Raw genomic sequence first — 22277 nt, forward strand, 5'->3', positions numbered from 1 at the left:
TCGCGTCAGAAGGGGGAGCCCGCCGGGGACTCGGCGCTGGGGGAGGCCGGCTCCTGGGGGGACGGAGCGTCCCCGGCGGGGGTCTGGGTGCGGCGCATCACGAGCGCCAGGAACAAGAAGGGCGAGGCGACGCAGATGAGGTCCGCGCTGTTCACGCCGGGCTGTGCCGCGTTCGGGGCGACGAGCGCGACGACGGCGAACAGGGCAACGATCGCGACGGTCCGGCGGATCATGCGGCGACCACCTTCGGGTAGACGACGTACCCGCTGACGCGCTGCGCGATGCGCTCCGCCTCCGTGGCATCCGACGTGCGGATCATCGGCTCGTCGTGCCGGCTCATCACGACGCATTCGCCCTTCGCGAGCGCCGCCTCCGTCGCGCGGCTCATGAGGCCACCTCGCGAACCTTCGTGACGCCCCGCCCGTAGACGGACTCGAGGGACTTGGCGATCTTCCGGGCGATCGCTTCGTCCTGCGCCACCGCGACCACAGTCACCCCGCTGCCTGTGACGTGCTTGACGACGATCTCGTGCGTCAGCGGAGGACGACTATCCAGTGCGCTCACGATGCCGCCCTCACATCGACTCGGGATGCCTCGATCGCTGCGTCGACCTCGTGACGCTCGTACCGGACCAGTCGGCCGATCTTGTGGAACGGGAGGACCCGGACCGCGCCGTCACGGCGCCAGTAGCGGAGAGTGTCGACGGGGATGCGGGTGTGCGCCGAGACCTCCTTCTCGGTCATCCACACGGGGCCGCTCCCCACCGCGGCGGCAGCCGGCGCGGTCATGATGCGACCACCTGGGGGAGCTGAGCGCGGCGGACGACGTCGACGAGGCTGATGCCGAGCCAGTCGCACGCCGCCGCGAGCTCGATCACATCGAACGGGATGTCACCCTTCAGACGCCGACCCGCGGTGTGAGCGGAGATCCCGAGCACCTCGGCGAGCTCCCCGCCGGTGCGCTTCTGCCGCGCCATCTCAGCCCGAAGGTCCCCAGCGATCCACTGCGCGATCCGCAGCGCCTCGGCCTGCGACGCCTGTCGCTCGACCTCTTCGTCGCTTGCATGAAGTTCCATGCGGCTAGATTGCATGGACTTTCATGCGGTGTCAACTTCACCATGCATATTGACGAGAATTCATGCAGTAGGGCAGACTCGTCTCCCGTGGATACCGACTACCCGCAGAACTTCTCCGACGCCCTGGTCTCAGAGATCAAGGCCGAGATGGGCCGCCGCGACCTCTCCTCCCGCGGCCTCGGCCGCCTCATCGGGAAGTCGTCGCAATACATGAGCGACCGGCTCGACGGCGGCAACTCCAAGACCGGGAAACGCGTCACCCTCAACGTCACCGACCTGTTCGCGATCGCCGCGGCACTCGACCTCGACGCCGCGACCCTCATCGAAACCGCGCAGCGCGCCGCGACAACACCCTCGAACGTGGTCACCGGCCGCTTCGGTGTCGGAACCCCCGCCCAGGATGAGCTCGACGCCGTAGCCCGCCCCACCGACCCGGAGCCCGACGAAGAGCCGTGACCCCAGCCGACCACTACCTCGCCGACCTCGTCGACCAAGCCGGGATCACCATCGAGTACGGACGCATCCGCGACGGCCGCGACGGCGAATACCACCACGCCCGCAACCTCATCCGACTCCGCCCCGGCATGAGCGCCCGCAAGCACCGCTCCGTCCTCGCGCACGAACTCGCGCACGCCGCGTTCGCGCACGTCCCGTCCCGGTTCGGACCCGTGCACGCCAAGCAGGAACGCATGGCCGACGAGTGGGCAGCGCTGCGCCTCATCGACATGAACGACTACCGGCACCTCGAAGAACTCCACCACGGCCACGCCGGCGCGATCGCCCTCGACCTCGGCGTCCTCCGCAGCATCGTCATCGCCTACCAGCGCGTCCTCCTCCGCCTCGGCGACACCACCTACGTGCAACCCAAGATGGGCACCGGCATGTACGCGCACCGCGAGGAGATCGCGTGAGCGTCGACCCGACCCCGATCCGCACCCAGCAAGACGGCCACCCCATCGTCCGTGTCGCCTACCGCCGGCACCAGCAACCCGCACCCACCGTCGACCCCACCGACCTCACCGCCGGCTACGCGTACGCCTGGCCGCTCGACCAGCCACCCCAGATCGGCGACCGCGTCATCCTCGAACAGGCCGGCGGAGACACCGGCGTCGTCATCGGCCTCCACACCCGCTACCCCGACGAACTCCTCACCGTCCACGCGATCGCCAAGCAATCGCGACGAGGATCCCGCTGATGGCCCGCCCACACCTCGAGCTCGAAACGTGGGGCAAGATCAACCGCACCACCGTCAACGGGATGCCCGCAGCCGAAGCCCGCTACCGCGACTCCGACGGCGTCACCCGCCGCATGCAACGCCAAGGCAAAACCCCGGCCGAAGCCGAACGGAACCTCATCAAGGCGCTGAAGAAGCGACTCGCGCCGGCATCCGACGACCTCACCCCCGACAGCACCATCGAGCAGCTCGCCGAGAAGTGGCTCGACACGAAGACCAAGCTCGCCGACGGATCCCGCCGCATCTACCGCAACGCGATCGCCACCCACATCACCCCCGGCCTCGGCTCCATCCGGCTCCGCGAGATCACCGTGCCCCGTCTCGACCGGTTCATCAGCACCCTCGCCACCACCTCCGGGCTCGGCACCGCCACCACCGCGCACGTCGTCCTCCGCGGCATGTTCACCCTCGCCGCCCGACACGGCGCCGTCCGCCCCAACCCGATGACCGACGTCCCCGGCCCCGAGAAGCCCAAGCGGAAGAAGAAGCCCGCCTCACCCAAGCCCGAGCAGATCCGCGGCATCCGCACCCGGTTCGAGCAATGGGATGCCGGCACCGAACCCCGACCCGACGGCGACCGACGCCGCCGCCGGCCCCGCGCATCCGACCTCCTCGACACCGCCGACATGATGATCGGCACCGGCATGCGCACCGGCGAAGTGTTCGCCCTCCAATGGGAGCAGCTCAACCTCGAGCAGAAAACCGTCACCATCACCCGCACCATCGCGCAGAGCGAGGACGGACGATTCTTCGTCCAGGACTTCCCCAAGAGCGAAGCCGGCGAACGCGTCCTCCACCTACCCGACCACGTCGTCGACATGCTGCTCCGACGCCGCGTCGCGTCCTACTCCGCGTTCGTGTTCCCCTCCAGCGTCGGCACCTTCCGCCACCCGAACAACTACCGCACCGTCTGGCGCGCAGCCCTCGCCGACACCGAATGGAAGGGCCTCACGCCCCGCTCATTCCGGAAGACCGTCGCCACCGTCGTCCGCGACGAACTCGGCATCACCGCCGCCCGCGACCAGCTCGGCCACGAGTCCGAACGCACCACCGGGATCTACACCGACGACCAGCTGCACACCGGCCCCGACGCCCGCGCCGTCCTCGCCAAACTCTTCGCCTGACCCCCACGACACGCCGACCCGAACCGGCGATGTTGACACCTGAGTACTTGCCGCCCCTACATTCATCGTTAGACAGTTCTCACACACCGAGAACACCGACGAAGGCCCCGCCGAGCACCGACTCACGGGGCCTTCGTCGTCCACCCGGGACACCACCGAGGCGCTATCGTCCGACTATGACCAGCACCCTGAGCGAACGGTTCAAGATCGCCCGCCCATGGCTCATCGCCGGCGCTCTGATCGTGATCTCATTCGGCCTAGGGCTCGCCGCCCAGAGCTACACCCCCGAACTCGTCTACTACGAGCCCCGACCAAACGGGCACAGCATCTACCGGTACGAGTCGACACCAGCATGGCCAGGCGCGCTCCAGCTACTTAGCGGGCTCCTCGGCGCCGTCGGCGTCATCTGGTTGTTCATCCTGTTCGTCAGATGGCGTATGCGCCGCAACCCCGACGGCTGGATCTGACCAGCCCACAGACCCGGGCCGGGAGTACGAGCCCATCACCGCCGACGGCGCCCGTGGAACGGCCCCGGCGGATCGCTCCTCCCGGCCCGAACACCCCACCAAGAAACGCGCCCTGAAAACGCGCCCTGCCCACCAGACCACAGGGCGCGATATTCGAGACAGGGCGCGATCAGGGCGCGATCGAAAACGACCATCGGACCCTCACCTAGCCGCATGATTCCGCGGATCTACCCCCTACAGGGCGCGATAGGGCGCGATATTCCCAATGATGAAATCTCTTTGATTAGTTACTAGGTAACGGAGTTATACGCGCGCAGGGCCGGTATAGCTCCCAGAGCACCAATATCGCGCCCTGCCCACCCACCAACAGACCCCTCAGCCGGGAGTCGAGCAGACCGCGACAGCAGGACCTCGGGTGTCCCGCACACGCCAGCTCCTCCCGGCTGAGGCATCCCCGCCACTGGAGGACACCATGGCCGGAACCCGCACTAACACCCGCCGGCAGCACAAGCTGCGGCAGGAGTACCGCGCCGAGTGTGAAGCCGCCAACGCGCCCTGCTGGCTCTGCGGCCTGCCCATCGACTACGCCGCCGCGTGGGACGACTGGACCAACGACGACCGGTTCCAAGAGGACCACTTCTGGCCCGTCTCCACCCACCCCCACCTGCAGGACGACCCGACCAACAAGCGGCCCTCCCACGCAGGGTGCAACCGCGACCGGGGGAACGGTGCACCCGTCGTCGACCTCGGCCCACCCTCACGCGAGTGGGTCTAGGTCAGCGCAGGAACAGCGCCAGGATCGCCGCCATCGTCGCGATCGCAGACAGCACGGTGCTCGCCACCGCCAGACGCTGCGACTGCTTCGCGAGCCGGTGTGACTCCGCAGCCAGACGGTTAGCCGCCTCCGTGGACCGCTCACGCGAACGGCGGTCCAGCTCCTCCATGTAGTACCCCGTGCCCACGGAGGTGTGCTTCGCGTGCCTGTCGTGCTCCGCGATGAGCTCCTCGTCCGAAGCAGCCCGCAACTGGTCGATCGTCCTCACCATGGCGTCAACCGTAGAGCCACAGACCCCCACCCCCTCGAAAATCCAGCGAAGAGGCATGGGGGCGGACCACCACCGGGGGAGTCTTCCTCTCTCCCCGGGCGATGACGCTCGATTTCTACCAGGGGGTGCCGATGTCGCCGAGGAAGTCGCAGCGCCCGCACCGTGCCGCGTTGACGCGGATGTTGCGGGCGACGGGTCTCGCCCAGATGCCCGATGAGGCGCCCCTTGTCGAGCTGCTCCGTTCGCTCGCCGACGAGATCGACAACGGCGGCGGTTCGCGGCCTCGGATTGAGTACCGGAACGCGCTGAAGGATGCGCGGGCGGTGCTGAACGCGGCGGCCAAGCCGGTCCGGGGGACGAAGGCGCCGGCGGAGAAGGTGGCCGAAGAGCCGGAGCCGGCGTCGCCGGCTGGCGTGCCGGACAACCTGCTGCAGTTCGAGCAGAAGCACGGGCTCGCGTAGTCCTCGGGAGGTCCGTGTGGCGAAGCTCTTCGGTCGCACGGAACCCCGCCTCTGGACGAAGCCGCTCCGCGACCTGACGCCGGAGACGTCGCTCGGCTTCCAGGTGATCGACTTCGCCCTCACCGTTCTCGGCGTCACCCTCTACCCGTGGCAGCGGTGGCTGCTGATCCACGCGCTCGAGCTGCTCCCCGACGGGACCTACCGGTACAAGCGCATCATCGTCCTCGTCGCGCGGCAGCAGGGGAAGACGATGCTCGCGTCGGTGCTCGCCGCGTGGTGGCTGTTCGTCGACTCGAAGCGGCATCCGGACCGGGTGCCGCCGCTGAAGTTCAAGGTCGTCGGCGTCGCGCAGAACCTCGACATCGCGAAGGAACCGTGGCAGGTCGTGAAGACCTGGTGCGACCCGAAGCCCGAGACCGAGGAGGACGCCGAGCTCGCGATCCCCGCGCTGCAGGGACGGACCGCGAAGGTCGTCGACACGAACGGTGCGCTCTCGATCGTTGCCCGCACCCGCGCACACTACGAGATCCGCGCCGCGAAGAACGCCCGAGGCAAGCCCGCCGCGCGCGTCCTCATGGACGAGATGCGCGAGCAGAAGGACTGGTCGGCCTGGAACGCGGTGTCGCAGACGACGAAGTCGTTCTTCAACGGGATGCTCATCGGCTTTTCGAACGCGGGCGCGGCGGATGCCGTGGTGCTGCACACGCAGCGCGCCGCGGGGATCGAAGACCTGGGGACGTGGGCGGCGTACGTCGAAGCCGGGCTCATGTCGGCGGAGGAGTACGCGAACACGCACGACGTCTCCCTCGGACTGTTCGAGTGGTCCGCTCCGGAGGGCTGCGAGAAGGACGACGTCGACGGGATCCTTCAAGCGAACCCGTCGATCGGGCACGGCGAGATGACCGTGCAGTCAGCTCTCGCTGACATCCGAGGCATGACGGATGCCGGCTACCGCACCGAGGTGCTGTGCCAGTGGGTGCTCTCCCGGGTCGAGCCGTACATCGACGCGGCGTCGTGGGAGCAGGCCGCCGACGCGCCCGAGCTCGACAGCGACGGTGTTCCGGTCCGGTTCGGATCGGAGATCGCCGCCGGCTCGCGCATGGTCATGGGCATCGACGTGCACCGCGAGAAGCGACTCACACGATCGAGCATCGGCGTCGCCGGCTACCGCACCGACGGCCGCATCCACCTCGAGCTGATCGCCCAGCGAACCGGGATGACGTGGGTCGTGAATCATGCGAAGGCGGTCCGAGAGAAGACCGGCATCACGCAGATCGCGATCCAGACGAAGGGATGCGACGCGGCAGATCTCGTCTCGCTCCTGAAGGACGCGGGGTTCGAGATCGTCGACATCTCCGCCACGACCCTGCTGATCGCGGCGGGCCGTCTTTCAGACCGTCTCCGCGAGGACAAGGTCAGGCACCGCGCGCAGGGACCCCTGGACATGGCGATCGCGAACGGTGCCACGCGCGAGCTCGGCGGCATGCCGGTTTGGGATCGCGACGCGACACCCGTCGACATCGCTCCCGTCGTCGCCCTGACGTACGCGCTCGTGGGCCTCGAGTCGTTCGTCCCGCCGCCCAAAAAGCCGGTCCCGCCCCCACCGCCGCACGCCGTGACCCTCGAGCGCGCACGCGGCCTCATCGCACGAAGCCGAGAGAACCTCCGCACCGTGCAGTTCTGAACGGAGGCCCCTCGTGGCGAATGAGATCGGCTACCAGACGGCACACCTCCCGACGTGGGGGGCGTTCGGCGCGCAGGCGCACGAGACCAACCCGCAGCTCGTCTGGCCGCGATCGAACGACGCCTACGACAAGATGCGCCGCGAGGAGCCGCAGGTCGTGTCGGTCCTCCGTGCGGTGATGCTTCCGATCCTGTCGGCGAAGTTCCAGCTCGAGCAGGGCGAGGCCGGCGACGAGGTCGTCGAACGAATCGCCGCCGACCTCGGGATCCCGATCAAGGGCCGCGACCCGGTGCCGCCCACGCGGACCCGTGGGCGCTTCTCGTTCCGCGAGTACCTCCGGCTGTCGCTGCTGTGCCTCGTCTACGGCCACTCGGTGTTCGAGCAGGTGTACGAGCCCGACGCGTTCGGCCTGCTGCGACTCAAGAAGCTGGCGTGGCGGCCGCCGCGCACGATCTCACAGTTCCTCGTCGCTCCCGACGGCGGGCTCGAAGCGATCACGCAGCACGGTCTTCTGAACGGGCAGCGCGGCGCGGTCAAGATCCCGATCAACCGTCTCGTCGTCCACGTCAACGAGCGCGAGGGCGCGAACTGGATCGGGCACTCGCTGCTGCGATCGGCATGGAAGATGTGCCTCCTGAAGGATCGCGTGCTGCGCGTCCAGACGATGTCGATCGAGCGCAACGGTCTGGGCGTGCCCGTCTACACCGGCGCTGAGGTGCCTGACGGTGCTGACGTCGACGAGCACAAGAAGTGGGTCGAGTCGGAGCGGGAGGCCGGCCTGCAGATCGCGCAGGACTTCCGCGCCGGCGACGACTCGGGAGCCTCCATCCCGAACAGCGCGAAGCTCGAGCTCCTCGCCCTCACCGGCAAGCTGCCCGACACCGACCGGCCGCTCAATTACTTCGACGAGCAGATCGCGCGAGCGGTCCTCGCCCACGTCCTGAACCTCGGCGGCGACGACAGCACGGGGTCCTACGCGCTCGGCGACACCCTCGAATCGATCTTCACCAACTCGCTGAACTCGGTCGCTGCGGACTTCGTCGACGTGACCCAGCAGCACGTCATCGAGGACCTTGTCGACCTGAACTTCGGTCTCGACGAGCCCGCGCCGCGCCTGGTCGTGTCCCGGATCGGTTCGGAGACGCCGGTCACCGCTGACGCCATCCGCGCTCTCGTCGACTGCGGAGCGCTCACCCCGGACGAGGCGCTGGAGGGTCACGTCCGCGAGCTCATGGGGCTCCCCGCTCGGCTCGCCGAGGTCATCCCCGACCCGGAGGGCGGCGTGACGCCGGCGGCCGCCGAGGGGCTGGCGCGGACCATCGCGCATGCCACGGACGCCGAGGAAGCGCGCTTCGCCGCCGAGACGCTCCAGAAGGCGTACCTCGGCGTCGGCAAGGTCCTGAGCCGCCGCGAAATCCGGGAGCTCGTGCGCCGCGCCGGCGCGGACATCGACCCGGACGCAGCACCTGATCCGGCGGACCCAGAACCGTCGTCGACCGCTCCCGAGGAGGAAGCAGCATGAACCCGTTCCGCACACCGCGCACCGGCCCGCGCACGCCCGTCCTGGCCTCCATCCCCCAGGGCATCGACGTCGGCGGCGGAACGGTGACGCTGCGCCTCTACGACCCGATCGACTCGTACGGCGGGGAGTGGGGCGTCTCGGCCAAGGAGTTCGCAGCCGCGGTCGACGCGCTCCCCGACGGGACGACGGAGATCCACCTGCTCATCAACTCGCCCGGCGGCGAGGTCTGGGACGGCATGGCCATCCTCAACACGCTGCGGAAGCATCCTGCGCGGGTGGTCGCCATCGTCGAGGGGATCGCAGCATCCGCAGCTTCGTTCATCGCTGCCGGCTGCGACGAGATGGTCATGGCCCGCAACTCCGAGGTCTACATCCACAACGCCTGGGGCTGGGCTTCCGGTGACGCGGAGGACATGCGCGCCGCGGCCGACGACCTCGACCGCCTCGACCGGAATCTCGCGACGATCTACGCCGAGAAGTCCGGGAAGACCGTCGACTACTGGCTCGCCGAGATGCCCCGGGACCGCTTCATGAGTGCCGAGGAGGCCGTCGAGTCCGACCTCGCCGACCGCATCGAGGGGGAGGGTGACGCGCCCGCCGCGCGCGCCCGCTTCGACCTGTCCGTTTTCGCGCGAGCTCGAGGCGATCGCACGCCCCGCGCCGCGCTCCCTGAACTCCCGGTCTCGACCGAGCCGGGTGAACCCAACCGAAAGGACGATCTCGTGGCTTACGAAGATCTGACGGCTGGCCTCCGCGAGCGGCTCGGTGTGACCGAGACCACCCTCACGGACGACGAGCTGCTCGCTGCTCTCGACGAGTCTCTCGCCGAGCGCGCCGAGACCAACCCCGCTCCCGCTGCCGAGACCGCACCCGTCGTCACCGACGGCGCCGTGCTCGTCGAGGCTGGCGCTCTCGCGGAGCTGCAGCGTCAGGCTGCGCTCGGTGCGTCGGCGCACGCGTCGCAGGAGACCGCCCGTCGCGAGGGCATCGTGCAGGCCGCGATCAACGAGGGCCGCATCGCCCCCGCGTCGCGCGAGCACTTCCTCGCACTCCTCGGGAAGGACGAGGCCGGCACGACCGCGGCGCTCGCGACCTTCCCGAAGGGGACAATCCCGGTCGCCGAGCTCGGTCACTCCGAGTCCGAGGCCGTGACCGACAACCAGCGCCTCGCCGCCAAGGCGGGCTGGGGCCAGACCCAGAAGGGGGCTTGACGTGTCCGACTACCTGCCCAAGTTCAACCCCGGCGCTCAGGTGCCGCTGACCGTCGGCGCAACGCCGGTCGTCGGCGGCCGCCTCGTCGAGGTGTCCACGGCCAACGCGATCGTCCCCTCGGGTGCCGACTCCGCGAAGGTGCTCGGCGTCGCCGCGCAGGACGCCAAGACCGGTGAGCGCGTGACCGTGTTCGCCCGCTCCGGCGGCGTGCACCGGCTCACGGCATCCGGAGCCATCGCCGTCGGCGCTCGCGTGATCTCGGCAACGGCCGGCAAGGTCGCGACGATCGGCGCCGGCGCCAACCCCATCGGCATCGCCCTCGAGGCCGCTGCCGCCGACAACGACGTCATCGACGTCCTGTTCATCTGAGGGAGATGACGTGTCCTACACCTACCCGGTGAAGCACCCCGAGGGGACGCTCACCACGGAGGAGCTGCACCTCCTCCTGTCCAACCCGACCGTCATCGCGCACCGCGTGGCCGAGCTCGCCGACCAGAAGTTCATCGCGGATTTCCTGCTCTCGGGCCGCTTCTCGGCGCAGGGCGGCGGCGTCTTCTACGAGACCGGTGAGGAGATCTACGCGGGCGAGAACCCCGAGGCCATCTCGCCGCTCGGCGAGTACCCGACCGTGACCCTCGAGTCCGGCGAGGTCGTCTCGGCGAAGACCGTGAAGTGGGGCCTCGACTCCGTGGTCAGCGACGAGAAGATCTCCCGCCAGGGGATCTCCTACGTCAACCGCGGCATCACCCGCCTCGTCAACACGGTCGTCCGTCACGTCGACTCCGTCGCGATGGCCGTCATCGCGTCGCGCGTGACGAGCACGTTCGCGTCGCTCGACACCTGGACTAGCGCCGGCCGCGCCGTCGAGGCCATCACCACCATCCAGGCGGAGCGCGCGGCGCTCGGCTTCGGCATCGACCTGGAGACCGTCGTCCTGCGCCCGGCGCAGTACGCCAAGGTGATCCGCCTCCTCATCGACGACAAGGCGCTGCCGCGCGAATCCGGCGACACCGCGATCGCGGGCAACCTGCCCGTCAACGCGCTCGGCCTGACGTGGGCCACGACCCCGCACTTCCAGGGGGCGAACCCGCTGCTCGTCGACCGCGACCAGCTCGGCGGCATGGCCGACGAGAACCTCGGCGGCCCCGGCTACGTCCGGACCGAAGCGTTCGGCGTCGAAGCGAAGACGATCCGCGAGGAGAAGCCCGAGGGCTACACCCTCCGCGCGCGTCGCGTCACCGTCCCCGTCGTCACCGAGCCGCTGGCCGGCGTCGCCCTGACGAACACGGGCCTCTGATGGCTCGCCTCCTGGTGACGGGTGCCGTCGCCGTCCTGCCCACCGCAGACGGCCGCGAGCAGTACTTCTACAAGGGCGCCATCGTCGACTCCGACGCCTTCACGGAGAAGGGCGTTGAGCACGCCCGCAGCATGGGTCTCGTCGACGACGCACCCGAGCTGCCCGAAGAGGACGAGGACCAGGCGCTCACCGCGGCCGACGTCGAAGCTGCCGCGCAGCTCGTCGAGGCCGCGGCGCAGAAGGTCGCCGACGCGAAGGCCGAGCTCGAGCTGGAGCGCCAAGCGCTCGACGCCGAGAAGGCCGAACTCGCCAAGGAGCGGGAGGAGTTCGACGCCGCCAAGGCGAAGGCTCCCGCCGCGAAGCAGACCGCCGCGAAGCAGTCCTGACAGAAGGGGGCGATGATGCCGATCACGCATACGGACATCACCGCGGACGAAGAACTCGGCCGCCGGGTACTGGCGCGTGCTCGCGTCATCGCCCCCTGCCTCGACTCTCTCGACAAGGAGAGCGAGGAAGGGAAGACCGCGATCGCCATCATCAAGGCGGTGATCGCCGAGCTCCCCTCTGCGGGGGAAGCCCGGCTCCGGACGGTCAGCCGGAACGGTTCGTCCGCCTCGTTCGCCGAGATCTCCTCCGCGTTCGACGGCGACGCCACCGTCTCCCTCCGGGCGCTGTGCGGCTCTGCCGCGCAGGTAGGGCTACCGCGTGGCCGCTTCCCCGAACGCTCGGCAGCGAGCCGCTCGTGGCCAGAGGAGCGGTACCCGTGAGCTGGCTCGCGAAGTTCTTCTCGCCGCACACCGTCTCCGTCCGTGCCTACGCCGGCCGAACCGGCACGGGCTACTCGTACGAGGCGGCGCGCGACGTCGCCTGCGAGGTGAAGGACGAGAAGCGGATGGTTCGCGACACGAACGGCGCGGAGGTCGTCTCCTCAACGCAGGTCACCGTCCCTCTCGACGAAGTGGTCCCGCTGCGCTCGCTCGTGACCGTGTGGCCGGGTGTGCCGGGCGCGACGCGCGAGGCCGAGGTGATCGCGATCGAGCGGCACGACAACCGAGACACCCCGGGGCTGCGGTCCCACCAGGTGCTCTCGCTGAAGTGAGGAGGCCCGCAGCATGAAGATGCTCGTCCCCATCCTCAGCATCGGCGAGCAGGCGGCGCAGGCCGGCCTCCGCGAGGTCGCCGAGCAGACGCTCGAGCGCTCGAACGCGCTGTCCCCGACTCTCACGGGCGAGTCTGACGAGTCCGGCTTCGTGGACGTCGACGACCTCACCGCGCAGGTCGGTTACACGTCGTTCGTCTCCCTCCGTCAGCACGAGGTCCTCGACTACAACCACCCGCGCGGCGGGGAGCCGAAGTTCCTCGAGAAGGCGGCCGCCGAGATGGAGTCGCAGGTCGAGCAGGTCATGGCAGCCAAGGTGAGGGCGGCTCTCGGTGGCTGACCTCCGCAACGACGCCGAACTGAACAAGCTCATCTGCCGCTGGGTCGCGACCGTCGCCGGCGGCCAGTGGAACGAGACCGGCGCGACCTACTCGCCGGACTCGCTCACAGTCGTCTACGGCCAGATCGACGAGACGAGCGATCGCGAGATCGCCGTGCAGATCTACCTCTGGACCGACGACGACATCCGCTTCCTCCACTGGCGTCGCGTTCAGTTCCGGATTCGCGGCCGCCGCCACGACCTCACCGACGCGGACGAGATCGCGTGGTCGATCTTCTCCGCCCAGCACACGCTCTCCCGCGAGGGAGGGATCAGCGACGCCCGTCGCGCATCCGTGGCACTCCTCGGTGCCGACAACAACGGCCGTGAAGAGCGGACCGACAACTACACGATCACCCTCGATAACCAGGAGTCATCATGACCAACGCAGTGCAGCTCCCGGCCGGCACCGAGCTCGGCAAGAGCTTCGAGTACGGCCTCGACGTCAACATCGGGACTCACGCGTCCCCCAACTGGATCCCGTTCCGACGGCTGTTCAACTTCAACTTCACACCCACCCCGACCACGCAGGACGCGACCACCTACGACGACAAGGGCTCGACCGCGAGCCTCGTCACGGCGTGGGCATGGGCGCTTGCCTTCGCCTCGCAGGTCAACCGGTCCGCGTCGTCCGGTCAGTACCTGCCCGAGGTCGAGGCGTTTCGTCAGCGGACGCTGCCCGCCTCGGTCGGCTCCCTCGCGGAGATCGAGGTCCGGTGGTACCACAAGCCGGCCACGGGCACCCCCAACCCGGCAGACGCCGGCCAGGGCGTCGCGACCGTCGCATACACCCGGCAGAACACCGGCCCCGAGGGCACCGTCGAGGTGTGGAACTGGACCCTCACGGGCGTCGGCTCCTACGTCCCGATCGCCAACCCGTTCAGCGGGTGGGGTGAGGTCACCAAGCCGAACGTGACCAGCGCAAGCCCCGAGGGTGCGCTCGCTGGTCAGCAGGTGACGATCTCCGGCACCGGCTTCGACGGTGTGACCGCCGCCGACGGTGTGAAGTTCGGCACCGTCAACGCGACCGGCTACGTGGTCCTCAACTCGAGCACCATCGTCGCTATCGTCCCCGCCGGATCCGCCGGGTCCGCGCCCATCAAGGTGAAGAACTCGGCCGGCACGTCGACCGACTTCCCCTACACGCGCGGCGCGTAACGCCGCCTCGGGTGGGGCACTCCGTCACAAGTGCCCCACCCACCCCCTCACCCGAGAGAGGACCACCATGACCGCTGTCGACTTCGACGACTGGGCCGCACCCGACCTCGTCCTCACCATCAAGGGGAACGAGTACCGCGTCCCCCCGCCGTGCACGATCGACGCGAAGAAGATCCTCGCCGCGGCCGCGCTCGGCGAGATCCGACTCGGGCTCGTCAGCGGCGAGGCATCCGAGGAGGTTCAGCGCATCCTCACCGCGGTGCGCCCCGACGACCACTTCGCCCTCACCAACCGGGTGTACGAGCAGATGGTCGCCGACCGTGTCGCGAAGACCACCATCGACCGGATGGCCTACTACGCCGTCTTCTACTGGGCGCGCGGCAAGCAGTACGCCGACATGGTCGCCTCACTGATGTGGTCCGGAGAGATCGCGCTCGAGGCCGCGGCGAAGGCGGCAGACGAACTCCCAAAAGCGCCGCGCTCCTCACGCCCGAAGACTGGGTCCAGTACGGCGTAGGGGAGCCGATCGACCACGACGATGCCGGGCTGCCGATCTTCGCCGACTACCGGCCGCCTCGAGCGGCGATCGAAGCAGCCGCCGTCGACGCGAAGGCGACGGGATCCGAGCCCGAGAACCCGGGATCGCAGACGGTCACGATCGACATCACCACCCTCGGACTCGTCCTCCACTGGGATCTCGTCATCGTCGACATGCGCGAACGCTTCCAGATCGACATGCACTCGCCCGCCGTGCTCGCTCAGCCGTGGCCGCACATCCGCGGCTACGTGCTCTCGCTTCTGTACTCGGAGACCCGACTGCAGGCAGCCCTCATCCGGAGGTGACCGACAATGCGCGTAGCCGAGCTCGAGACCCTGTTCACCGCGAACGTCGACCAGATCGAGAAGGCTGAGCGCCAGGTCCAGCAGACCGGACAGCGCATCGAGTCGAAGCCCATCAAGGCGAAGATCGACGCCGACGCGAAGGGCGCACTCGGCGCCATGGACCGCGTCGAGGGGCAGGCAAAGCGACTCGTCTCCAAGGACCAGGTCGTCCGCCTCGACGCCGACGTATGCCGCGGCGAGGCATCCGTCAAGCGCATCAACGACCAGCTCGAGGCGCTGCGCATCAAGGCCCTTGGCGGGCTCGACGTCACCGCCGAGACGAAGCGCGCCGAGGCGCAGCTTCAGAAGGTCACCCGCAACCTCACCGCGCTGAAGACCGCGCGGAACATGATCGAGGTCCAGGCCGACCCCGCCGACGCTCTCGCCGGCGTCGCGCAGGTCGAGGACGCCGCGAAGCGTCTCGTCACGATGAAGACCGCCCTCCAGGTCAACGCGAACATCTCGAGCGCGGAGGCCCGCGTCGAGCAGCTCAAGTCCCAGATCGAGTACTTCCGGGCGATGTCCCCGACCGTGCAGGTCGACGCCGACATCGCTCGCGCCGAGAACCGTCTCAAGGGCGCCGAGGCCGCGCTCCGTGACCTGAACGGCGCGCGCGCCATGATGGTCGTCGACGTCAACGAGGGTGGCGCTGAGCAGAAGCTCAAGAACGTCGCCGACGTCGCCGAGGAATCGGGCAACGACGGCGGCCGCCGCAGTGGCGCCGCGCTGGTCGGCGGCATCGTCGGCGCACTCGCATCCATCCCGATCGCGGGCGCCGTCATCGGCGTCGGCAAGGCCGCGGCGCAGGCCCTCCTCGACTCGTTCCAGGCTGGCCTCGCGCAGGAGAAGGGTCGCGACGACCTCCAGGCACTCACGGGCATCAGCGAGGCCGCAGCCGCCCGCCTGGCGCGCGCTGCCGGTGAGGCGTACGCGAACGTCTTCGGCGACTCGATCGAGTCCAACATGGACACCACGCGCCTCGCGCTGCAGTTCGACCTGATCGACGAGGACAACACGACGTCGGCAGCTCAGAAGACCATCGAGGGTCTCGCCGGCATCGCCGACGTGCTCCGCGAAGACGTGCAGCCGACCGCGACCGCCGTCACCACCCTGCTGAAGACCGGCATGGCGAAGTCGGCGCAGGAGGCATTCGACCTCCTCGCCACCGGTCAGCGGGAAGGCGCGAACCGCGCCGAGGATCTCCTCGACACCTTCACGGAGTACCCGGTCGTCCTCGCACGGCTCGGCCTGACCGGGCAGGAAATGCTCGGCCTGATCAACCAGGGACTCGAGGCCGGCGCGCGCAACAGCGACGTCGCGGCGGACGCGCTCAAGGAGTTCCAGATCCGCGCGACTGACGGGTCGAAGGCGTCATCCGACGGCTTCAAGCAGCTCGGGCTCGACGCGGAGGACATGACCGCCCGGATCGCCCGCGGCGGGAAGGACGCCCGCGCCGGACTGCAGGAGGTCCTGGACCGACTGCGCGACACCGAGGACCCCGTGATCCGGAACGCGGCCGCCGTCGCGCTCTTCGGCACGAAGGCGGAGGACCTCGGCGAGGCGCTGTTCGCGATGGATCTCACCAGTGCCGTCGACCAGCTCAACGGCGTCGAGGGCGCCGCGCGCCGAATGTTCGACACGATGGCGGACAACGACGCCACCAAGCTCGAGGGCGCTCAGCGCAACATCGAGGTCGCGGTCAGCTCCATGCAGGGCGCCCTCGCCGTCGCCTTCTCCGAGCCGCTGGGCGACTTCGCCGACTGGGTGTCCTCGAACCGTGGACCGCTGCTGCAGTTCTTCGTCGACCTCGCGAACGGGGCCCTCGACTTCGCCGAGACCGCCACCGACGGGATCGGTGCCTTCGTCTCGGGCCCGCTGGCCGAGATGGTCGCTGGTGTCGCCGGCATCATCGACGTCTTCAACGGCAACGAGGGGCGACCCAAGGAGCTCGACGACCTCGCCGAGGGGATGCGCCAGTTCACCGACTACACGGACGGTGCGATCGGCAAGATCGACGAGGCCCGGACCAAGCTCAACGAGTTCGCAGAGCCCGCAGTGGCCATGGCGAACCTCAACGACGCGCAGCGCCGACTCGCCGAGTCCATCGGCCAGGTCGGCGACGAGACGGGCCGGGTCGAGGACCAGGTGCGTGCGGCGCTCCAGGCACTGAAGGACGAGGGAGAAGCGGCCGCGGCGACGGGGGAGAACGTCACCGACCTCAACGCGCGCTACAAGGCGGGCACGGATGCCCTGCTCGACCAGATGGTCGCGACGGGGATGACCCGTGATGAGGCGAAGCGTCTCATCGACACGGTCAAGTCCGGCGCGCGCGGCAAGCTCACATTCGACGTGAACACCGCGGCCGCGTCGAACGCCATCAACCGCCTCATCTCTGCGAACAACGGACGCCGGATCACGCTCAACGTCGTGACCAAGGAGTCCCGCGTCGTCTTCTTCGGGTCGAGCCACGTCGCCACCTCGAAGGCCGTCGGTGGTCCCATCACCGGCCCCGGCTCGGGGACGTCCGACGACGTGCCGATCTGGGCGTCGAACGGCGAGCACATGCTCACCGCCGACGAGGTCATGAAGGCCGGCGGCCACGGGGCTATCTACCGCCTCCGCGAGGCGATCCGATCCGGTGCACTCCGGGAGCGCCTGAGATACGCGACAGGTGGCGAGATCAGCCTGTCGCACGCGCGGCTCATGGTTCGCCGCGCCGAGGAGAAGGTGCGCGCCTCCCGCGGGAAGAAGAAGGACGTCCGCGAGCGTGCCGCCGAGGAGCTCGAGCGCGCTCAGGAGCAGCTCGAGTCGACGCGCGCGTCGATCCGTGGCGAGCACCTCGACTTCAACACCGCGCAGCGTCGCGGCGAGAACCGTGAAGCCGGCATGAACGGCCGCGGGCTCTCGCTGATCGACGAGCTCACCGAGCTGTCGTACTCACTCGGCGGCAAGCAGGGGCCGAGGATGCGCACGCAGGCCGCGTCGATGGAGAAGCAGTACCTCTCCCTCGAGAAGGCCGCAGAGCGCGCAAGCGAGAGCGTCGAGAAGTCGGGCAGTCGACTCTCGGATCTGAAGGACCGGATCGCGTCGATGGCATCTGCGGTGTCGAACTCGCTGCGGCGGACGTTCGACGTCTCTCAGTGGACGGCGAGCACCCGGCAGGTCACGTCGACTCGCATGGTCGACGGGGTCGCGATCACCTCAGCGCAGACGAAGGATGTCCCGCTCACCGCGAAGAGCATCCGCGCCGACGCGAAGGCGAAGGCGCAGGCGATCGAGCGCTTCCAGAAGAAGCTCTCCCAGATGCGGGGCAAGGGGTACGCGGCCGCGCTCGTCGAGGAGATCGCGATGCTCGGATCCGAGGCGGGTGAGCCCGTCGCGGACGCGCTGCTCGGCGGGTCGAAGGACGACGTGAAGTCGATCAACGACTCGTACCAGAAGGCCGGCAAGTTCTCGGACCTCGCCGGCACCCAGTCGGCCGAGGCGCAGACCGAGAACGGCAAGACGATGCGCGAGCTCGTCGACGCCGCGGAGAAGCAGCTCGCCCTCGACGAGCGGAACCAGGACCGGATCGAGGCGAAGCTGTCCACCCTCACCGACAAGGTGATCCGGGCGCTCGCCTCCGGCTACGGGTCGGCGCAGAAGCGCGCGAACGGTGGGCCGATCTTCGGGCCCGGCACTCGCACCTCCGACAGCATCCCGATGTGGGCGTCCACGGACGAGCACATGTGGTCCGCTGCGGAGGTTGACGGCGCTGGCGGCCACCAGGCCGTCGCCCGGATGCGGAAGGCCGCGGTCAGCGGGCAGCTCGACGGGATGATCACGAAGGTCGTCCCCGTCGCGGCATCGCCGGCCGTCAACCGGCAGCTCACGGTCGCTCCACAGTTCGTGAACCCGATCGTCAAGAACCTCGAGCAGGACGCGTGGGAGACCGCGCAGATCCTTGCCGCGGCCGCCGGAGGTGAAGGTGTATAGCGTCGACGGAGTCCCGCTGCAGAACCCCGGCATGGGCTGGAAGTTCCGCGGCCCGTCGAAGCCGCTCTCGGATCTGACGGTGCAGCGCACGTCGCTGCGGGTGCCGGGTCTCCCCGGTGTCGTGGCGGGCGTGGAGAAGACGCTGGAGGCGCTGGACGCGCCGACGCTGATGCTCGTGGTCCAGACCCCTCGATCGGCGTACGAGGACGTCCTGGCGCTGCTGAGCGCCGGGAGCGTGCTGTCCATCACGGACCGTCCGGAGAAGCAGGCCGAGTACGAGCTGCTGACGACCTCCTACGAGGGGCACGGCAACGCTGACGCCATCATCGACGTCACCGCGGTTGTGCGCCTCCCTGGGGTGTTCTGGCGTGACGCCGAGGATACGACGCTCACGACGGACCTGACCAGCGACTCGGTCGTCGCCGACGCGTGGCGGATGACGGGGCTCGTCACGGATGCCGTGATCCGGGTCCGTGGGACGACCGGTCTGCGTCTCATCTCCAGCTCGGCGTACGTCGAGTACTCGCCGACCTTGACCTCGGGCTCGTACTTCCGGTACGAGTGCGCCACCGGCCGGGCGTTCGTCACGACGACGGACACCTGGATCGGTGGCACCGAGGTGTCCGGGGCGGTGGAGGACGATGGGCCGGGCGACAAGTTCGGGATCTACCCGTGGCGGCCGACGCCGCTCGAATCGATCGCACGGCTCAGGGTCGCGTCGACCGCCCGCGCCGCCGGCGCCCGTGTCGAGCTGAGGGGGAGGGGAGCGCACCTTGTCTGACTTCTCGATCCGGGTCCGCCGGTACAACACACCGACGAGCCGCGGTCGAGTCATCCAGGGTGCGCAGATCACCTTCACCGACGTCGCCGACGAGGCATCCGTCCTGACCCTCACCGTCCCCGAGGCAATCGCCGGGACGCTGCCGACCCCGTTCTACGCGGGCATCGAGGTCCGTGGTCCCAGCGGATGGGTGAAGCCCCGCAATGACCTGTTCACCTTCCACCGTCGCGCGGGGAACCAGAAGGACCTCGCCGCGATCAAGGACCTCTCCGGTGTGCAGTACGTCGCCGACCGGCTCGGTGCGCACAAGCTCGACCCGACCGAGTTCGGCGACGGCGAGGTCGCGTGGCTGAACGCCTCCGCCGGCGGTGTGCTCGCCGACTTCCTGTCCCGCATCCCGGGCACCGGGATCACCCGGGACTTCACCGCCGCGGTCGACAGCGCCGGCGCCGCGTGGCCGACCGCCGACAAGGCCGACCACAAGGCCGGCCAGTTCGCGTCGGGCAAGGCGATCCTCGACGCGCTCACCGCGGCGGCGTTCTGCACCTGGTGGTCTGAGGGCACGAAGCTCGTGCTCCGCAAGACCGGCACGGGCGTGAAGCGGAACATCCGCATCGACCCGCCGGCGAAGGACATCCTCGTCGACGAGGACACGACGGAGACCGCGTCGAAGTTTTACGTCGTCACCGACACCGAGGTCGACACGCAGATCGTCTACAAGCCCGAGCTCGGCGCAGGACCCCGGGAGGCGGTCGTCACCGTCGCCGGTGCGACGACGCCGCAGATCGCGCTCCGCATGGCGGATCCGCTGATCAAGGCGGCGGCGAAGGTCCGGCGGCAGATCACGGTGAACTACGACGCGGCGAGCCTCCCGGCTCGCCCGTTCGTCGACTTCCAGGTCGGCGACGACTTCGACGTGCACGACGGTGTCTACCGGCTCGTCGGCATCCAGGTCACGAAGGGCGACGCCGTCACGGTGCGGCTCACCTTCGGCGAGATCTTCCGCACCCTCGCCGCGAAGCTCGCCTCGCGCACGGCATCCCTGTCACTCGGATCCGGGCCGACGTCCATCGGCCGCCCGATCCCGTCGACGACCACACCACCTGCAGGCGTGCTCGCGCCGCCGACGCCGCCGTCCGTGACGTCCATGCTCGCGACGATCACCGTCGGCTGGGGGCGCACGCTCACCACCGGCGCACCGGGGGAGGGCTTCGCCGGAGTCATCGCTGAGGCGAAGCGCGCGAACGTGTCGACGTGGGTCCAGGTGGGCCAGGCGTTCGAGCGCGGCGGGATCACCTTCCCGGCATCCCGTGTCGGCGCCGTCCTCGGCAACCTCGTGCACGTGCGCCTCCGCGCGATCAACACGAAGGGCGTCCTGTCGGCACCGTCCGACGTCGTCGAGGTCGAGGTCGTCGGCATCGACGGCCCGGACATGGAGTTCGGCAGCGTCTCGACGAACCACATCATGGCCGGCGCGATCCGTGCGATGCACCTCGCTGTCGGCGTGGGGGAGACCGGTCAGCGGATGGAGCTGACCGGCGCGGGCATGGTCCTGTTCGACGAGGACGACACCCCGGTGGTGTCGCTGACCACCTCGAGCGCGAACGTCCTCACGATCAGCCAGCGCAACGACGAGGGCCAGGCCGTCGCGGTCGCGGTGATCGACGAGAACGGTGACGCCGCGTTCCAGAACCTCGACGTCTCGGTGGACGCGCTCTTCCAGGGCGCTCCGCTGATCGGTACCTTCGCCGACTCGCAGACCAACGGCGTCGACCTCTCCGACGTCGCTATGTTCGACCGCCTCGCTCGAGGCGTCGTCGCCGTCGGCGACATCGGGACCAGCGGTTACCCGAACGTCACGCACCAGCGTGCCGGGCTCGCATCGTTCCAGGTCGACCTTCGCGCCGGCCGGGTCTACCGGTTCGAGTTCTACGGGAACATCGTCTCGGAGTGGATGGAGCCGGGATCCGGCGAGCAGCTCTCGATGCAGGTGCACTGGTCGACCAACACGCAGTCGATCGTAAACCCGCAGACCGCGGGCGGAGGCTGGTCGCACGCTCGCATCCTGAACTCGGGCGCCGAAGCGGGGCTGGACTTCACCTACCCGTACATCGCGTTCCGCGAGTTCGTGGTCCCGACCGACGACACCTACAACGTGCTCGTCTCGCTCACCAACCCGTCAGCGCGAGCGTTCGCGTTCTTCCCGGGTGACTACCCGCAGAACCCGCCGCGCATCGAGACGGTGGACCTCATGCCGATCGAGGCGTGGGCGCGCGTCGACGAGGCGCTCGAGGACTACAGCACGCGGGCTTACGTCGCATCGTCGGGCGGCAGCAGCGGCTCGACCGCACCGGCCGCCCCGAAGACCGTCACGAAGGTCTGGAACGCCACCTGGTCGGTCCTGTGGGGGCCATCGGGGTCGATCCGTCCTGGGAGCGGGAACCTCTACGACGACGGCCGGATGCTGCAGGGCGGTGGCTCGTCGATTGGCGACGGCCGCGCGGGTCGCGTTGGCTTCCCGGCGCTCGGGATCTCCGGCAAGACGATCAAGGGCATGTGGCTGAAGGTCCGAGTCCGGCACACGGGGCTCACCGAGGCAACGCTCCGGATCGGCACCCACGGGAACACGGAGCCGCCATCGGGTGGGAGCCCGAACCTCGCGAACCAGTTCACCAAGCGGGTGAAGCGAGGGCAGACGTACTGGATCCCCGTGCCGAAGTCGCTGTGGGCGGCGGTCGCGTCGGGCTCGATCCGAGGCTTCCAGTTCGGCGGTCCGAACGTGAACGTCGGGAAGAGCGACTACGTGATCCTCGACGGCTACCCGTCCTCCAACGCGGCCGGCAGCTCTGTGCGGCCGCAGCTCAAGGTCACCTACCAGTAG

The 22277-nt window shown here is 69.0% G+C and carries 29 protein-coding genes; 23 read left to right on the forward strand and 6 right to left on the reverse strand.

Annotated elements, in window-relative coordinates:
• Positions 1-5: 5 nt before the first annotated feature.
• Genes ACPEH2_RS13745 through ACPEH2_RS13765 form a run of 5 tightly spaced genes read right to left on the reverse strand, consistent with a single transcriptional unit; the run spans position 6 to position 1075 of the window.
• A complete protein-coding gene (locus ACPEH2_RS13745) occupies positions 6-233 on the reverse strand; it encodes a hypothetical protein (protein ID WP_423718907.1) in 228 nt (75 codons plus the stop codon).
• The gene (locus ACPEH2_RS13750; RefSeq protein WP_423718908.1) at positions 230-388 is read right to left on the reverse strand and encodes a hypothetical protein; all 159 of its coding nucleotides are present in this window, start codon (positions 386-388) and stop codon (positions 230-232) included. The genes ACPEH2_RS13745 and ACPEH2_RS13750 overlap by 4 nt, the downstream gene beginning before the upstream one ends.
• Positions 385-564 (reverse strand): hypothetical protein, encoded by a 180-nt coding sequence (locus ACPEH2_RS13755; protein ID WP_423718909.1) that lies wholly within the window; start codon positions 562-564, stop codon positions 385-387. The genes ACPEH2_RS13750 and ACPEH2_RS13755 overlap by 4 nt, the downstream gene beginning before the upstream one ends.
• Entirely contained in the window at positions 561-788 is a 228-nt protein-coding gene (locus tag ACPEH2_RS13760) for a helix-turn-helix domain-containing protein (protein ID WP_423718910.1), read from the reverse strand. Before ACPEH2_RS13760 ends, ACPEH2_RS13755 begins: the two co-directional genes overlap by 4 nt.
• On the reverse strand, positions 785-1075 hold the full coding sequence (locus tag ACPEH2_RS13765) for a helix-turn-helix domain-containing protein (RefSeq protein ID WP_423718911.1): 291 nt from the start codon (positions 1073-1075) through the stop codon (positions 785-787). Before ACPEH2_RS13765 ends, ACPEH2_RS13760 begins: the two co-directional genes overlap by 4 nt.
• An 87-nt stretch (positions 1076-1162) precedes the next feature.
• Between ACPEH2_RS13765 and ACPEH2_RS13770 the strand changes: the two genes are divergently transcribed.
• From ACPEH2_RS13770 to ACPEH2_RS13795, 6 genes are all read left to right on the forward strand, one after another.
• Positions 1163-1531: a hypothetical protein gene (locus ACPEH2_RS13770; protein ID WP_423718912.1), complete on the forward strand. Its 369-nt coding sequence runs from the start codon at positions 1163-1165 to the stop codon at positions 1529-1531.
• Entirely contained in the window at positions 1528-1986 is a 459-nt protein-coding gene (locus tag ACPEH2_RS13775) for an ImmA/IrrE family metallo-endopeptidase (protein WP_423718913.1), read from the forward strand. Before ACPEH2_RS13770 ends, ACPEH2_RS13775 begins: the two co-directional genes overlap by 4 nt.
• Entirely contained in the window at positions 1983-2270 is a 288-nt protein-coding gene (locus ACPEH2_RS13780) for a hypothetical protein (protein WP_423718914.1), read from the forward strand. Before ACPEH2_RS13775 ends, ACPEH2_RS13780 begins: the two co-directional genes overlap by 4 nt.
• Positions 2270-3433, forward strand: a complete 1164-nt coding sequence (locus tag ACPEH2_RS13785; protein WP_423718915.1) for a tyrosine-type recombinase/integrase — start codon at positions 2270-2272, stop codon at positions 3431-3433. The genes ACPEH2_RS13780 and ACPEH2_RS13785 overlap by 1 nt, the downstream gene beginning before the upstream one ends.
• Before the next feature lie 176 nt (positions 3434-3609).
• Positions 3610-3900 carry a hypothetical protein gene (locus ACPEH2_RS13790; RefSeq protein ID WP_423718916.1) on the forward strand — a complete coding sequence of 97 codons (291 nt, stop codon included), beginning with the start codon at positions 3610-3612 and terminating at the stop codon, positions 3898-3900.
• A gap of 472 nt (positions 3901-4372) precedes the next feature.
• On the forward strand, positions 4373-4675 hold the full coding sequence (locus tag ACPEH2_RS13795; RefSeq protein WP_423718917.1) for a hypothetical protein: 303 nt from the start codon (positions 4373-4375) through the stop codon (positions 4673-4675).
• A gap of 1 nt (position 4676) precedes the next feature.
• On the opposite strand, the gene ACPEH2_RS13800 is transcribed toward ACPEH2_RS13795, so the two are convergent.
• On the reverse strand, positions 4677-4946 hold the full coding sequence (locus tag ACPEH2_RS13800) for a hypothetical protein (RefSeq protein WP_423718918.1): 270 nt from the start codon (positions 4944-4946) through the stop codon (positions 4677-4679).
• Between the two features lie 101 nt (positions 4947-5047).
• Here ACPEH2_RS13800 and ACPEH2_RS13805 point away from each other — a divergent pair, with 101 nt between their 5' ends.
• The 17 genes from ACPEH2_RS13805 (at position 5048) to ACPEH2_RS13885 (ending at position 22277) form a co-directional block, all read left to right on the forward strand.
• Positions 5048-5407, forward strand: coding sequence for a hypothetical protein (locus ACPEH2_RS13805; protein WP_423718919.1), 360 nt, complete (start codon positions 5048-5050; stop codon positions 5405-5407).
• 16 nt (positions 5408-5423) lie between these two features.
• The gene (locus ACPEH2_RS13810) at positions 5424-7091 is read left to right on the forward strand and encodes a hypothetical protein (protein WP_423718920.1); all 1668 of its coding nucleotides are present in this window, start codon (positions 5424-5426) and stop codon (positions 7089-7091) included.
• A 13-nt stretch (positions 7092-7104) separates the two neighbouring features.
• Positions 7105-8613, forward strand: coding sequence for a phage portal protein family protein (locus ACPEH2_RS13815; RefSeq protein ID WP_423718921.1), 1509 nt, complete (start codon positions 7105-7107; stop codon positions 8611-8613).
• Positions 8610-9824 (forward strand): head maturation protease, ClpP-related, encoded by a 1215-nt coding sequence (locus tag ACPEH2_RS13820; protein WP_423718922.1) that lies wholly within the window; start codon positions 8610-8612, stop codon positions 9822-9824. The genes ACPEH2_RS13815 and ACPEH2_RS13820 overlap by 4 nt, the downstream gene beginning before the upstream one ends.
• A 1-nt stretch (position 9825) precedes the next feature.
• Positions 9826-10194, forward strand: a complete 369-nt coding sequence (locus tag ACPEH2_RS13825; RefSeq protein WP_423718923.1) for a DUF2190 family protein — start codon at positions 9826-9828, stop codon at positions 10192-10194.
• Positions 10195-10204: 10 nt separating this feature from the next.
• Positions 10205-11122, forward strand: a complete 918-nt coding sequence (locus ACPEH2_RS13830; protein ID WP_423718924.1) for a hypothetical protein — start codon at positions 10205-10207, stop codon at positions 11120-11122.
• Positions 11122-11508, forward strand: a complete 387-nt coding sequence (locus ACPEH2_RS13835; RefSeq protein WP_423718925.1) for a hypothetical protein — start codon at positions 11122-11124, stop codon at positions 11506-11508. Before ACPEH2_RS13830 ends, ACPEH2_RS13835 begins: the two co-directional genes overlap by 1 nt.
• Positions 11509-11523: 15 nt before the next feature.
• Positions 11524-11889, forward strand: coding sequence for a hypothetical protein (locus ACPEH2_RS13840; protein ID WP_423718926.1), 366 nt, complete (start codon positions 11524-11526; stop codon positions 11887-11889).
• Positions 11886-12221: a hypothetical protein gene (locus ACPEH2_RS13845; RefSeq protein ID WP_423718927.1), complete on the forward strand. Its 336-nt coding sequence runs from the start codon at positions 11886-11888 to the stop codon at positions 12219-12221. The genes ACPEH2_RS13840 and ACPEH2_RS13845 overlap by 4 nt, the downstream gene beginning before the upstream one ends.
• A 13-nt stretch (positions 12222-12234) precedes the next feature.
• Positions 12235-12561: a hypothetical protein gene (locus ACPEH2_RS13850; protein ID WP_423718928.1), complete on the forward strand. Its 327-nt coding sequence runs from the start codon at positions 12235-12237 to the stop codon at positions 12559-12561.
• Positions 12554-12982 (forward strand): minor capsid protein, encoded by a 429-nt coding sequence (locus tag ACPEH2_RS13855; protein WP_423718929.1) that lies wholly within the window; start codon positions 12554-12556, stop codon positions 12980-12982. The genes ACPEH2_RS13850 and ACPEH2_RS13855 overlap by 8 nt, the downstream gene beginning before the upstream one ends.
• The gene (locus tag ACPEH2_RS13860) at positions 12979-13758 is read left to right on the forward strand and encodes a phage tail tube protein (RefSeq protein WP_423718930.1); all 780 of its coding nucleotides are present in this window, start codon (positions 12979-12981) and stop codon (positions 13756-13758) included. The genes ACPEH2_RS13855 and ACPEH2_RS13860 overlap by 4 nt, the downstream gene beginning before the upstream one ends.
• A gap of 67 nt (positions 13759-13825) precedes the next feature.
• Complete coding sequence (locus ACPEH2_RS13865) at positions 13826-14275, forward strand: DUF7426 family protein (protein WP_423718931.1); 450 nt, start codon at positions 13826-13828, stop codon at positions 14273-14275.
• Positions 14173-14601 carry a hypothetical protein gene (locus ACPEH2_RS13870; protein WP_423718932.1) on the forward strand — a complete coding sequence of 143 codons (429 nt, stop codon included), beginning with the start codon at positions 14173-14175 and terminating at the stop codon, positions 14599-14601. The genes ACPEH2_RS13865 and ACPEH2_RS13870 overlap by 103 nt, the downstream gene beginning before the upstream one ends.
• 6 nt (positions 14602-14607) lie before the next feature.
• On the forward strand, positions 14608-18615 hold the full coding sequence (locus ACPEH2_RS13875; protein WP_423718933.1) for a phage tail tape measure protein: 4008 nt from the start codon (positions 14608-14610) through the stop codon (positions 18613-18615).
• Positions 18608-19396 carry a hypothetical protein gene (locus ACPEH2_RS13880; RefSeq protein ID WP_423718934.1) on the forward strand — a complete coding sequence of 263 codons (789 nt, stop codon included), beginning with the start codon at positions 18608-18610 and terminating at the stop codon, positions 19394-19396. Before ACPEH2_RS13875 ends, ACPEH2_RS13880 begins: the two co-directional genes overlap by 8 nt.
• Entirely contained in the window at positions 19389-22277 is a 2889-nt protein-coding gene (locus ACPEH2_RS13885; protein WP_423718935.1) for a hypothetical protein, read from the forward strand. The genes ACPEH2_RS13880 and ACPEH2_RS13885 overlap by 8 nt, the downstream gene beginning before the upstream one ends.

It is taken from the genome of Microbacterium sp. NPDC064942 (assembly GCF_049545525.1).
GTDB lineage: Bacteria > Actinomycetota > Actinomycetes > Actinomycetales > Microbacteriaceae > Microbacterium > Microbacterium gawkjiense.